Genomic DNA, 14,933 nt, shown 5'->3' on the forward strand with positions numbered 1-14,933 from the left:
AAAATGTAAGAAAAAGGAAGAAAAAAATCAATAATACGACACATTTGCGACATTTTGCACGCATAGTTAGCTATAAGCAACCGCAGTTTTTTACCGTATGGTTTCATACAGACAGAAAATGAGCACTGACAGTCACCTGTCAATGCCCATTTTCCCATACGTTCCGGCATATTTATCCGGACCTTGTTATTTTGTCTTAACCTTCTTTGTCTTGGACCATTCAGAATAATACTTCGTTCCCTTTACAGTCTTATAGGTACGGATTCTGACATAATAAGTTTTCTTTGCCTTCAGCTTACTGATTGTAAGTGATGTTTTTTTCGTACCCTTCACGGTTTTCGTCTTAACAGCCTTATCAAATTTCTTGGAAGTACTGTACTGGATCTGATAACCGCTGACATTCTTTTTCTGCTTTTTCCATGTTACGGTAATGCTCTTCTTTGCTGCTTTTGCCTTTGAAACCGTTGTCTTAGGGGATGCGATGGTAAATGTCGTTGTCAGGTTTCCTTCATACCGTATTCCTTTGAAGGTTACCGTTACCTTTGCATTACCAATCTTTTTATTGTCCGCGTAGGTTACATCAAAGTTAGCTGCTGCTATCTCATTTCCCGCACTGTCTTTCACCTTAACAGCCGGTTTACATGCCTTACCGTTATAAGAATAGAGATCCTTGGAAAGTTCTATTTCTGCCGGTGCATAAATATCTTTCAGTTCTGTTTCTTTTCCGCAGTTCTTGCACGCCTTAGCTGTATAACCGTTTTTCTGGGCGGATGCCTTTACGGTTTTCTCTGTCCATACATGTGCTGTCATGGCAATTGCTTCTACTTTTGTCTTATGACAGACTGTACAGGTGTAAGTCTTCTCCCCTGCCTTTGTACAGGTAGGCTGTTTGGTGATCCTGCCCTTATCAAAGGTGCAGGTATGTTTTTCATCACCCTTGCCCGGGTTGTCTTTTCCCGGATCGCCTTTGCCGGGATCGTCTTTTTTATCATTTACCGTCACAATGCATGTATCAGTAATATCCGGATTTGTAACGGATTTTACGGTAATCGTTGCAACACCTGCTTTTTCTGCCCGGAATCCACCATTCTGATTGGTCTGGGATACTATTGTTTCATCGTCGCTATCCCATATGAAGCCGGCATTTTTTGCATATGCAGGCTGGATAGATGCTGTCAGGGCAATCTCCTCACCTACCGTAACGGAAAGTGTGCTCTTATCGATTTTTACACCTTTCACAGATGGATATGTTACGGTATATCTCTTACGCAGATCCACTTCATAATTATCCAGAGAGATATATATAATATTATCTTCATCATCACATATAATCTGATATTCTGATGCCGGTATTTCCACTCCGTTATACGTAATGGATTTTACTTTTGGTGTCATTTCATTTCCGTCATACTCATATTGCTCTTTATCCAGCGTAACAACAAAATCAGAACTCTCCGCTGCTTTCTTTTCTATTCTGATCTGCAGTTTCTTTTGCATACCCCTGCATGTTGCGATCAGTGTTGCCGTATTTTTATTGTTATATCGTTTTACTGCCTTTACCGCAATTTCTTTACCGGTTGTATTGCCGGAAACAGAAAGTAATTCTTCATCTCCCTGCGCAACTGCCCATGTTGTTTCTTCACTGACATCTTCATCGCCCAGTACCGCATTTGCAGATACGGAAAGCGTCTCATCTACCGTAAGTGCTACAATATCCTGATCCGGTGTCAACGCAAAATCAAGTACTGTAGCTTTCGCTCCGGCACTTTCAATATCCTGTGCCATTTCCTGACTCAGCGATGCAGAGCAAAGGATTTCTGTTTTTTCTGCACCGTTACTCTTTGCAAACGCTCCCTGACCGATTTTTTCGATACTATCCGGTAAAGCAACCGTTTTTACTGCACTGTCTTTGAATGCACTGTCACCGATTTCTTTTACAGAATCAGGAATTGCAACTTCCTCCAATGCACTACAGCCTTCAAACGCACCGTCTCCGATTGTCTCTACCGTATCCGGGATCTTAATCTTTGTAAGTGTTTCATTGTTTGCAAATGCATTACTTGCAATTGCAATGACATCCGCATCAAATCCCTCTATCTCCATTCCGTTTTCAATGGTAACTTCTCCTGCCCTGTCGCTCTCAATATCAAGCAGGTCATGCACAAAACTCTTCAGATTGCTTTCCAATGCGCTGCTGTCTGCCTTTGCCTGCGTAACCTCCAGATACATCTTTCCGTTATCTGAAACTTCAATTACCTTATAAGTAATTGTAAATCCGCTGCTTTGTTTTGTGATAATTCCGTTGATCCACTTTGCAGTAACGGAAATATCTTCACTGATCTGTGTATTTCTTGTCAGTCGTGTACCATCCTTCTGATACCAGCCAAGGAAAAACTGATTACTTCCGTTTGCATAGCTTGTCAGCTTCGGAAGATTTTTCTCCTGTGTACCATAATAGATTGTTGAATCCTTCTTTACACTGACCTGATCATATAATGTACTGCCATCATAATAGCTGACAATTACTTTTTCAGCCTCCGGCTTTGGTGCTTCTGCCGTAACTGTAACGTTTACATTATTCTGCACATCTGTCAGAACATAATGCGTTCCACTTTCAGGCTTTACAGGAGTTCCGTTCGCCTTTACCGTCAGAGCAGCACCCGCTGCCGGCTTTACATCAAATGCATAACTGCCGCCTTTGGTTACAAACGCATCTTTTTCGTCCGTTGTCACCGTGTAATCTTTTGTATTCTCCGGTAATGTGACTTTCACTTCCTGTGATTTAAATGTGTAAGTCACTGTCAGATCTCCCTGTTCATCAATATATCTGCTGCCGGGTTTTTTCCCATTCACTGTGACAGCCGTACGGGTTGTAAAGCAATAACCGTAAATTGGTGAAAGAATTACCTTCAATATGTTATCATGTCCGGCTTCAAAATTTCCCACCGTGTCATAGCCATCTTCTGTTCCCCACTGTACAGACTTAACAATACAATTATCGGAAACGGACGCTGACACCGCAATATCCGTGCAGAGCGCCTTTTTCTCCCCTGCTTTCGGCTCCGGCAGAGAAACAGCGACCTGATCGATCTTCTCCTGACTTTCTACGATCCATGCTTCTTCCCAGCTGAATATTGTCAGGAAAATGCCCAATCCGTTTTTGCTATACAGTCTGCTGACAAAATAGTAGGTTTCTCCTGCGCGCAGTGTATTCTCTATGTAGAAATTATTTCCCTTGCCATCGTCATCGTTTTTCTGCAGGAGATTACCTTCCGCATCATATAAATAGCCATAGGTGTCAAACAGTCCTTCGCTATACATATAATAGGTGGCTGTCGTCTGTGGCATCAGCTTATAAACCGCATATTGTCCCGGCTTACCAATGGTTGTAATATTTACCTTATCCTTTGTGATCAAAGTTGAGGCTTCCTTGCTGAAGTCCTTCTTCTGAAGCGGTATCTGCACTTCCTGATCTTTATATGTTACCTGCAGACTCCAGTCGTTATCGGTTTCTTCCTCATCCCATTCCTGCTGTACCAGACTGATATACAATACCTCTCCGTCCAGACTGTATTCGCTTCCTCTTATATTTTGGAATTTATCAACATCAAATATCCGGCTGGTACCATCCTGATACAGAACGGATAATTGGAGTCCTTTGATATAATCCGTTACTTCATTTTCATCAGAAAGCTCTCCATCCCAGTATTCCAGATAATCAGGTGTCTTTGCGACCGTCATGGACTTCACACCGGACTCTTCCAGCTGAATCTGATAGCTTGCCTCGTTTCCGTACAAAGAAAATGTAACCGTATATGTCCCTGCCTTCATATTCTTGAACCAGCTGGAACCACTGTAGACCTCACCCGCTTCGTCCGTCAGATTAAAATTAAGACCATACTGATAGGTGTTACACAGAGCGGTTTCATTTCCATTCTTATCATACAGTAATTCCTGCAGGCTCTTTGTCTCTCCGTTTTTAAAGCTGACTAAAATATCATCATAGGTATACTGTACACAATCACCGCTTCCCGCCATATAGGTTTTCTGCAGATTATCCGTCTTAAGTGTTATCTTGGAAATTTCCGGCTTTTGCACCTGTATCTGATACGTTGTCTCTTTTCCGTATGCATATACCTTTACATCATATGCTCCTTCTTTTACATCCGTACCGATAGAATCTGTTTCCATAGTATAATCATCGTCACTATCATTCATTTTTACTGTGATCATCTGTCTGATAGTTACCCGCTTACCCGGGAAGTCCAGATCATACCAGCCTGTATCTCCACCAAGCTTAAAGGACTTATCCTTTACAGAAGGATCTTTATAATGTACCGTCAGTGTCATACCTTCTGTAGAAATATTCTGCTCCGAATTGATCAGATATTTTGTGTTTTCTTCCTTTACCGAAACAGTAATACTGTCTACCGGATTTTCTACAACTGTAACAGGGAATTCTGCTTTTTTATTCTTATAGCGGACATACCCCGTATATTCACCTGCTGCAAGATCACTGCAATCGCTATAGTTATCTTCCTCTCCTGCAATATAAACATCAACGTCATATCCATCGTCTATATAAAGATTTTCCGTACTTCCGTCTGTCTTGTACACTGTAATTCCGGAAATAGCATTTCTAACGTTTGTTTCAGTACCTGCTACAAAACTGAAGTCTTCCTTCATGATCGGCTCAATCTTATCAATCGGGTTTTTCTTGATCGTAAACGGGTATGTAGCTGTTTTCCCATATGCCGTTACCTGTACATCATAAATGCCGTATAGAAGCTGTGAAAGCTGTTCTTCATCTACTTCTTCCCCATCCTGCAGCATAGTCAGCCTCAACCGCTGTTTGTTAAGTCTGCTGAATTTATTATCCTGCCACATTCCTTTTTTATTCGTAACGAAAGTATTCTCTGTTCCATCCGTATAATAAACATGGAGTTTAAAGTCATTTCCGTATGGAATGTACTCAAGTTCTCCCTCGGTCTCAGATGTATATTTATCCGGTACCGTTACCTCAAAATGATCGACCGGATTTTCTGTGATCGTGATCGGGCAGCTTCCAGTTTTCTTTCCAATGCTGACCTCATAGTAGTACTGTCCCGGCTCTAAATTGCCGACCCAGTCACTTACCCAGTTACCATCTGCATCCTTTAAACTGCCGGTTATATTCATGTTTGTATTTAATACTGTATCATAATAATTATAAGTATCCAGATCAATAACTTTATCCGGATCTCCGGTTTTATAGCGAATGGTAATGGTACTTCCCGGCAGGTTCGCGCTGTTGAAATAGAAATCCTCGCCTGCTACAAAGCTCCGGTATTCCTGCGGTATTGATACTGAGATACTGTCTATCGGTGTCTCTGTGATTGTAATCGTAAACGGAATCGTAAATCCTCCAAGCTGCAGACTTGTCTCATGGGTTCCGCATGGCATAGCTTGCATGTCCGAACTCCACATAGTGTCTGTTATCTTCACACCCAGATAATTTATAGTGAGTTTTCCGCCCGGATAGTTTTCATCTTCTATCTCACTACTGTATCCCTTTGGTATGATTACTTTCTTTGATGGAAGAGTGGTATCTTTATAGCTGACTTTTAACGTCATATCCTGTGCCAGATAGCCATTTGTAATACCCGCGTAGGCAGTCTGTTCTGCTCCGCTGACAACTTCTATGCTCTTGATCGGATTTTCCACAATATCAATTGTATAAGAATCTTTTCTGCCAAGTGCACTGACATCCACCGTATACTTTCCAAGCGGCAGCTCGTTGATATTACCTGTTGTAATTTCGTTCCCATTTTTGTCTGTATAGGTAATAGTCTGGGCATCCGGCAAAACACTATCCAGATGTTTTATTTCTCCATCTTTATATGTGGCAGTAAGTCCAAGACTGCTGCCCAGATAGATGTTTTCTCCCAGTACGTATGTCGTTCTGACGCTTGCTATATCAATGGCAATGCTCTCTACCGGATTTTCTATTATCTCTACATCTACCGGAAACATTTTGCCTTTTAAAGAAAAATAGATCTGATAAACACCTTGTTTACTATTGTCTACCTCACTGGTATCCGCATAGAGCATATCCATTCCGTCAGCTTCGCGATAGGTAATGCTGGTATCACCCCAGCTCCATCTCTGATATGATCTTATCACAGTGCTTTGATCTTTCATAGTGATCATGAAATCCATCGTATAGTTTAAGGAGCTGTTTACGTCATATCCCTCAGGGATCTGTATCTTCTCCCCTATATAGGAAATACTCTCTATAGAAGACTCCACAACAGAAAACGGGAAACTGATAGCCTGTCCCGCATATCTTAAATGATATGTATAATCTCCCGGTACTAATGCGGCAACGGAATATCCCTGATGATCCTCATCCTTATATATACCGGAGGTGTCCAACCCCCATCCGGTCGCACCGTCAGTATTGAAATCACCTGCATCATAAGAAAGGATCCGTTCACTGCCATCCTTATAGGTTACAGCCAGCTCCAGCCCGGCAAAGGAAATTGCGTCTGTTCCTTCCTCAACTACTGTAGTAACAGGCAGTGTGTTGACGGAAACAGATACTACCTGATTTGCCACAATCTTAACAGGGAAGCTGCAATACTGCCCCGCACATACAAGATAGCCAGCTAAAGTTTTCTCATCCGCAATCTCAAAATAGCGGACCAGCTCATATGTAGAATCTGTATATCCATCAGCTTTATCCGGCGCTGCCTGTGAATAGACACCGGTATCACTGTCATAGGTATAGTAAACACCGTATACATATCCAAACTTCTTATTTAACTGTTCGAGTGTATACTCCTGTTCTTTTCCGTCCTCTGTTACAACCACTTTGGTATTGCTGTCCAGATAGACCCAGTTATTCATGCCATCCTCATAACAGACTTCCAGAGGCTGTTCTTCTGCAAAACGGACTGCCGATACGCTATTACTCAAGACAGTAAAATCAGCTGTTATCGTTTTTCCCAATACGTACATCGTGACAGTATGGGCTCCGGCTTTCAAACTGCTGAAATCCCCCTCGCCCTCATCAAAATACTGACATGAAGTATTTGCATTTAATTTATTGCCTGCCATTACCTCCACAGAATCATCTGCATAAGTCAGCGTATAGACTGCCAGTCCAGGTATATAATAGGAACCGTTTTCATAGATCTCAGCTTCCGAGAAATCTGCTGTCACCGATTTAATCTCCGCTTCGGCAACACGTACCGTATGCACACGCTCGGAATCGTTTTGGATTTCCAGCCAATAGGTTCCCGCACTGCGTGTGAAAAATCCACCATTATTCCCCCAGCCGATAATTTTTTCCAGACTATCCCAGACGGTAATGGAATCTATGGTCTTTCCATCTACAGTAACGCGATATACAGGCTGCTGCCTGCCTTCCTCTACCTCCGGAATTGTTACCTGCAGGTAATACGTTCCGTTTTTCGGCAAGAGTGTTAATTCCTTTTCTTCTCCGATCTCCACCGGATAGCTTGTCATAATTACCGCTTCATCTGCATCCAGTTCTTCACCGGCAGACTGCTTTGCCTCATCTGCCTCATCCGAAGGATCTTCCGTCTCTGCAGCAGGCTCTTCTCCCTGCATTTGGGCATCATTCGCACTTACAGCTGCGACTTCTGCATTCTCCTGCCCGGCGAATGCCACAACGCCGTTTGTCGGAAATGCCATTAGAAATGCCAGCCCAAGTGCAAGCCATCTGTTTCGCATTTTGCTCATCTTTTTCCTCCCTCATTTTCTGTGAAAGCATATGTCTCACAAAAATCCCCGTGATCATATCACGTTTCACGACTTTAAAGTATCAGATTAAGTATAGCACGCATTTTCAGTCAAAACATTTGTTATTTTTGCCAAAAAGAGCAGCAAAAAACCGACATATTTCACATATGCCGGTTTTCAAAGAAACGCTCTCTTTATTTATAATTTGAACTTAGAAACCTCTCCAAGCAGGTTTGTGGAAAGCTCTGACATGCCATGTCCCGCCTCAGCCGTCTTTTCGCCGTCTGTTCTGACAGCCTTTGCAAGCTCCATGACTTTTTCACAGGTATCCTGCATTTCCATCGTGCTTGCGCTCTGTTCCTCCGTGCTTGCCGCCATATCTGTGGCAACACCCTCAATATCGGAAATGGCATGCTTCACATGCTCCATTGCTTCGTGGATCTGTCCTACAGTGCTGTTGATCGCAGCAAAAGTCTCATCGGTCTTTTTCACGACTTCCACGCTGTTGTCGATCGCATCGCGGCTTGTTTTCGTCTCGTTGATCACGATCGCCACAAGCTCAGACAGATGATCCGTCGTTTCCACGATCTGTTTCACGGAATTCTCACAGCTGTCCGCAAGTGTCCGGATCTCGCTTGCCACAACCGCGAATCCGCGGCCGGATTCCCCGGCTCTTGCAGCTTCAATGCTGGCATTTAAGGAAAGCAGATTGGTCTGTCCTGCGATCTCCTGGATCACATTTACCATTTCGGTAATGCCGGTCAGTCCCTTTTCTACGTTAGCAACCGCTTCCTCCAGATTACCGGAGATCTCGGAAACATGATTCATCTGGCTTTCCAGCGTCCGCATATCTTCTTCACCGGTCGCAACCAGATCAATGGCAGTATCTACATTACCTGCCACTAACTCACAGGCTTCATCCGTATCGGAAACACTCTGCGTCAGAACCTGCGCAGATTCCGCGATCTGGTTGATCGCATCCGTCAGCTGGTGGATAGAACCGGTCAATACACTGACTGCCTCAAGCTGTGCATCTGCAGATCCGTTTAAGTTATCGGCCGTCTGCATATTATCATCAGAAGCATCCCGCATCTGCAGTGCAGAATTTTTGATGGTCAGCACCATCTGTTTCAACTGGTCGGACATTGTATTCAGATTGTGGACGATTACCCCCAGCTCATCTTTATTTTTGATCGTCACATCATTTGTCATATCCAGATTGGAAAGCTGCTCAATCTTTTTATTGATCACCGGGATCGGCTTTAATATATTGATCAGAATAATGGCGATCACCACATTCAGAAGGATCATACCTGCCACGGAACTGAAGCCCGTTACCTTTTCGATCTGCAGAAGGGAACTTTCCACATCCTTCTTTGCTGCTTGGCAGACAATGACAAATTCCGTTCCGTCGATCGGATGGATCTTCAGATAACTGTCTCCCACAACCAGAAGCTCATCATAGGTGTCTTTTTGTATCTTTTGTGCAATGGTTTCTGCTTCCACAGTCTTGACTGCACCGATTTCCTGCCCGTTCATTTTCTCATCCACATGATTTCCGAAAACCAGACCGGATACGCGGTCCACTGCATAGGCATAACCATTATCAAAGATCTTTTCTCCTCTCAGTATCTGATCGATGGCATCAAGCTGTACATCCGCGGAGATAACACCGACCACATTGCCCTGCTGGTCAGAAATATTCGTAAATACCGATACGATATAGGAACCCGTATCCGCATCCAGATACATGTCGCCGAACACAACATCATCTGCCTCAATACCCTGTATATACCATGGACGTTCTTTCATGACCCAGTCATCACCCGGTGTCCACATTTTATCAATATAGGTACCGTCTGTCAGACCGCAGTAAATACCTGTCGGAATGGTATCGGGATAGGAATCCGCGATACTATATATGTATTCCTGAATATCCTGCGTGCTTTGGCAGGTCCGGTTGACGGTTTGTTTGATATTGCCGATAATACCGACCGTTTCCCGGATTTCCTTGGAAACTTCATTGTCCAGTTTTTCTACATGTAATGAAAACTGTTTCTCGGAATTTTTCAGAGTCGTTTTTTTGGTTGATAAGAATGTCACACTGCAGACAAGCAAAAACGCAATGATCACAACCGGAATACCAAAGATGGCAACTTTTTTTCTGATTAAATTCTTTTTCATGTTCGCGTCCCCCTATTGTGGCATATAAAAAATTTTATCATGTTTTGTAAAAAAGCATACTTTTTTGTATAAATATTTTATTTTTTAACAGAGACGAGATACGCTCTGCGAATCTCGCTCTGATTAGCGGTCGTCAAATGCACCGCATAAATGCGTGCATTTTCCTCGTCGCCATAACATAAAAATGCCCGGAAAAATCCCGGGCATTTTTACCTACTGCTTCATTTTTACTGCTTCTCTACGGAAAGTGTCACTTTTTCACCATTGACACTCCACTCTTTGCTGTTTGCATAAACCGCATCTTTATCGATAGAATCAGCAAGAACTTTATCTGCGATCGCTTTTTCATTCTTGGTTACGATCGCTGCCAGCTTATCGTTACCTGTGATACCTACTTTGATGTGATCCATCACTTCAAAGCCGGAATCCTTACGCATTGTCTGGATCTTGGAAATGATCTCTGCTGCGAAGCCTTCTTCGATCAGTTCTTCTGATAAGTTGCAGTCAAGTACAACTGTCACGGTATTATCAGCCTCTGACATATAGCCTTCCTTCTGGCTCATTTCCACAAGGACATCATCAAGAGACAGGGAAACTTCTGTACCATTTACATCAAATACAAGATTTTCGCCTGCATTTAATTTATCCATAGCTTCGTTGCCGTCTACGTTTGCGAAGTATTCTTTGATACCGCCAAGCTGTTTGCCGTATTTCGGTCCTACTGTCTTCAGCTGTGGCTTGAAGGTGTAGGTTGTGAATTCTCTGACATCGTCTGTGAATTTTACTTCTTTGACATTCAGCTCTTCTTCAATGATCTCCTGATAGAAATCGGAAAGTGCTTTTTCAGCCTTTACAAACATGGTACCGATCGGCTGTCTGTTCTTGATGTTTGCTGTATTTCTGGCTGCACGGCCCATAACAACGATCTTCAGCACTTCTTCCATGTCTTCTTCCAGCTGCTTATCCACATAAGCCGGATTTGCAACCGGGAAGTCACACAGATGAACAGATTCCGGTGCTGACGGATCATTTGCACATACCAGATTTCTGTAAATATCCTCTGTCATGAATGGAATCATCGGTGCTGCAAGTTTCGCAACGGTAACCAGTGCTGTATATAATGTCATGTAAGCATTGATCTTATCCTGCTCCATGCCCTTTGCCCAGAAACGCTCACGGCTTCTGCGGACATACCAGTTACTCATCTGGTCTACAAATTCATCCAGAGCTCTTGCTGTCTCAGGAATTCTGTAGTTTTCAAGGTCTGTATCTACCTCTGTGATCAGAGAGTTTAATTTGGATAAAAGCCACTTATCCATAACCGGAAGCTTGTCATATTCCAGTGTATATTTGGAGGCATCAAAGCCGTCAATATTGGCATACAGAACAAAGAATGCATAGGTATTCCAGAGTGTTCCGAGAAACTTGCGCTGTCCTTCCTGTACTGCCTTGCCATGGAAACGGTTAGGCAGCCATGGTGCGGAGTTGATATAGAAGTACCAGCGGATCGCATCAGCACCGTAAGTTGCCAGTGCATCAAACGGATCGACTGCATTGCCCTTTGTTTTACTCATTTTCTGTCCGTTTTCATCCTGTACATGACCAAGCACGATAACGTTTTCGTACGGTGCCTTGTTGAACAGAAGTGTAGACTCTGCCATCAGGGAGTGGAACCAGCCACGTGTCTGGTCAACAGCCTCTGAAATGAACTGCGCCGGGAACTGCTGCTTGAACAGATCCTGATTTTCAAATGGATAATGATGCTGTGCAAATGGCATAGCACCTGAATCAAACCAGCAGTCGATTACTTCCGGAACACGCTTCATTGTCTTACCACAGTCAGGACAGGTAAATGTAACAGCATCGATATATGGACGGTGCAGCTCTACCTTGGCATCTTCCGGATTACCGCTTCTTTCGGCAAGTTCTGCACGGCTTCCGATTGATTCGAGATGTCCGCAGCCTTCACATTCCCAGATGTTCAGAGGCGTACCCCAGTAACGGTTACGGGAAATTGCCCAGTCCTGAATATTTTCAAGCCAGTTACCGAAACGGCCTTTTCCAATAGATTCCGGAATCCAGTTTACGGTATTGTTGTTACGGATCAGATCATCTCTGACTGCTGTTTCTTTGATGTACCAGGATTCTCTTGCATAGTAGATCAGTGGTGTATCACATCTCCAGCAGTGTGGATATTCATGCTCGAATTTCGGTGCGTCAAATAATTTGCCTTCTTTGTCAAGATCGATCAGAACGTCTTTATCCGCATCCTTTACAAATTTACCGGCGTAAGGTGTTTCTTCTGTCAGCTGACCTTTGCCGTCTACAAACTGTACAAACGGAAGATCGTAGTTACGTCCGACATTCGCATCATCTTCACCGAATGCAGGTGCAATGTGTACGATACCGGTACCATCTGACATGGTAACATAGCTGTCGCATGTTACGAAAAAGCCTTTCTTATTCTGTTTGTCTGCCGTTTCCTTTGCGCAGGCATATAATGGTTCATACTCCTTGTATTCCAGATCTTTTCCTTTGTAGGTTTCCAGAATTTCATATGCTTTGTTGCCATTTTCTTCATTTGCCAGTCTGGAAGATAAAACGGTATCCAGAAGTGCTTTTGCCATGTAGTACGTATAGCCGTCAGCAGCTTTTACTTTTACATATTCTTCATCCGGATTTACACAGAGAGCCACGTTACTTGGCAGTGTCCATGGCGTTGTTGTCCATGCCAGGAAATACGCATCTTCTCCCGTCACCTTGAAACGTACGATGGCAGAACGCTCCTTGACTGTTTTATAGCCCTGTGAAACTTCTGCAGAAGAAAGTGGTGTACCACAACGAGGACAGTAAGGAACGATCTTGAAGCCTTTGTAAAGCAGACCTTTGTTCCAGATCTGGTTCAGTGCCCACCATTCAGACTCGATAAAGTTATCATCATAGGTGACATATGGATGATCCATATCAGCCCAGAAACCAACTGTATTGGAAAAGTCTTCCCACATTCCTTTGTATTTCCATACAGATTCTTTACATTTTTCAATAAACGGTTCAATACCGTATTCTTCGATCTGTTCTTTTCCGTTCAGACCAAGCATCTTTTCGACTTCCAGCTCAACCGGTAAGCCGTGGGTATCCCAACCTGCTTTACGGGGTACCATGTAGCCCTTCATAGTACGGTATCTCGGGATCATATCTTTAATAACACGAGTCAGGACATGTCCGATATGCGGCTTGCCGTTTGCAGTTGGCGGGCCATCATAAAATGTATAGGTCGGGCAGCCTTCTCTTGCTTTCATGCTCTTCTGGAAAATGTCGTTTTCACGCCAGAATTTTTCTGTTTCTTTTTCACGGTCTACGAAATTCAGATTCGTGGATACTTTTTGATACATCTTCGTTTTCCTCCTGTTTGCTGTTTCTTCACTTCGTATGCATGTGCGGTATAGGTATAGGGATTTTGTTCCTCTTTCCCACTCGAAATCCCTGCTGCTTCGCATCAGTCGCACTAACGTGCTTCTGGATTTCTTGCGCCTGCGGCGGTCGATTGCGACATCTACATTGTACGCCACAGTGCGCATCCCCGCGGAGCGTTTTTGTGTAATAGAAACGAAGTTTCCTATTACACAAAAACCCCCGTCCTGTAAAAGGACGGGGTAATATCTCCGAAACCACCTGTTACTGCATACTCACTTACGATTTATATGCGCCCGTCGTAACGAGACGGATACGGCAGAACCTACTCATTTTCAATCTTTCAGCCTGCAACTCAGAAGTGATATTCAATCATCTGCTACTCACACCGGTCTTTCACCATCACCGGCTCGCTTTGGCTTTTACAAATGATCTACTGTCTTCGTCATAGTCATTATCTAAGTGAGATTATAATTCTGCAATGCCCGCATTGTCAAGGGGTTATTGTGGCATCTTCCTCTGTTTCCATCAGCTTATGCATGATTTCCTGCCCGGTTTTGGTCGCAGCCAGACCGCCGAGTGCCGTTTCCCGGAAAGCGCTGTCCATTTTGCTGCCAACTTCCTGCATGGCGTCGATCACCTCGTCCGGTGGAATTCTGCTTTTTATACCCGCCATTGCCATATCCGCGCAGGAGATCGCGTTCACGCAGCCCAGCACATTTCTTTTTACACAGGGAATTTCCACAAGTCCCGCAACCGGATCACAGACAAGTCCCAGCAGTCCTTTGAGTGCCAGAGCCGCTGCATGGCAGATCTGCTCGTCACTGCCTCCCTGTAAATAAACAAGTGCTCCCGCTGCCATGGCAGAAGCCGAGCCGATCTCTGCCTGACAGCCACCTTCCGCTCCACTGATCGATGCCCGCTGTGCGATCACTTCTCCAATGCCGCCTGTGACAAATAGTGCTTTTAAGATTTCTTCCTTGGGCACTTTTTTCAGCTCATAATAAGGAAGCAGAACCGCCGGGATCACACCACAAGAGCCTGCTGTCGGCGCCGCAACGATCCTTCGCATGCACGCATTTGACTCTGCCATCTTGAGTGCTGTGATCATGGCTTCTTCCATAAAAGAACCGCAAAGCATATTGCCGGTTTTCGCATACGCTTCCAGTTTTCCGCCTTCTGCACCGACAAGTCCGCTGGCAGACAGTCTGTCCTGCCTGTAGGTTTTCACGGTCTGCTCCATGGTATCGAAGATCTTTTCCATATAAGCAAAGGATTCTTCCCGCGATATGCCGCGCTGCGCCATATCATCATACAGCATATATTCCCAGAAACGCTTTTTTTCTGTCTGGCACCAGTCCAGAATTTCCTGCAGTGATAATTCCATAGTTCCTCCTTATGACATATTATGATGTCGGGGGCAAAAGCCCGGGCTTTGATGCCTGCGGATTGTTCCGTGCTCTGCACTCCCACAATCCTGCCCAATATTCGCATATCGTGGGATTAACATCCCACTTTTATGCTCATATCGGGGCGGGTCCCAAGGTCTTTCAACCACTTATGAGCAAGTTCATGTGGTTTTAGACCTTTTG

At 44.0% G+C, this 14,933-nt stretch carries 5 protein-coding genes; 1 reads left to right on the top strand and 4 read right to left on the bottom strand.

Annotated features, from left to right (window positions below):
• Positions 1-186: 186 nt before the first annotated feature.
• The 4 genes from KQI22_RS02280 to sdaAA form a co-directional block, all read right to left on the bottom strand.
• Positions 187-7,746 carry a leucine-rich repeat protein gene (locus KQI22_RS02280; protein WP_216550462.1) on the bottom strand — a complete coding sequence of 2,520 codons (7,560 nt, stop codon included), beginning with the start codon at positions 7,744-7,746 and terminating at the stop codon, positions 187-189.
• 198 nt (positions 7,747-7,944) lie between these two features.
• Positions 7,945-9,930: a methyl-accepting chemotaxis protein gene (locus tag KQI22_RS02285; RefSeq protein WP_216550463.1), complete on the bottom strand. Its 1,986-nt coding sequence runs from the start codon at positions 9,928-9,930 to the stop codon at positions 7,945-7,947.
• A gap of 227 nt (positions 9,931-10,157) precedes the next feature.
• Positions 10,158-13,322: an isoleucine--tRNA ligase gene (gene ileS, locus KQI22_RS02290; RefSeq protein WP_216550464.1), complete on the bottom strand. Its 3,165-nt coding sequence runs from the start codon at positions 13,320-13,322 to the stop codon at positions 10,158-10,160.
• A gap of 512 nt (positions 13,323-13,834) precedes the next feature.
• Positions 13,835-14,728, bottom strand: a complete 894-nt coding sequence (sdaAA, locus tag KQI22_RS02295) for an L-serine ammonia-lyase, iron-sulfur-dependent, subunit alpha (RefSeq protein WP_216550465.1) — start codon at positions 14,726-14,728, stop codon at positions 13,835-13,837.
• Between the two features lie 11 nt (positions 14,729-14,739).
• Between sdaAA and KQI22_RS14105 the strand changes: the two genes are divergently transcribed.
• Positions 14,740-14,925, top strand: a complete 186-nt coding sequence (locus tag KQI22_RS14105; protein WP_253293470.1) for a hypothetical protein — start codon at positions 14,740-14,742, stop codon at positions 14,923-14,925.
• Positions 14,926-14,933: the final 8 nt, after the last annotated feature.

The organism is Kineothrix sp. MSJ-39, from assembly GCF_018917935.1.
Classification (GTDB): Bacteria; Bacillota; Clostridia; order Lachnospirales; family Lachnospiraceae; genus CAG-194.

Excerpts from the sequence above, each read along its gene's own strand:
- KQI22_RS02280 (WP_216550462.1), bottom strand. The coding sequence starts at position 7,746 with ATGAGCAAAATGCGAAACAGATGGCTTGCACTTGGGCTGGCATTTCTA.
- KQI22_RS02285 (WP_216550463.1), bottom strand. The coding sequence starts at position 9,930 with ATGAAAAAGAATTTAATCAGAAAAAAAGTTGCCATCTTTGGTATTCCG.
- ileS (WP_216550464.1), bottom strand. The coding sequence starts at position 13,322 with ATGTATCAAAAAGTATCCACGAATCTGAATTTCGTAGACCGTGAAAAA.
- sdaAA (WP_216550465.1), bottom strand. The coding sequence starts at position 14,728 with ATGGAATTATCACTGCAGGAAATTCTGGACTGGTGCCAGACAGAAAAA.
- KQI22_RS14105 (WP_253293470.1), top strand. The coding sequence starts at position 14,740 with ATGACATATTATGATGTCGGGGGCAAAAGCCCGGGCTTTGATGCCTGC.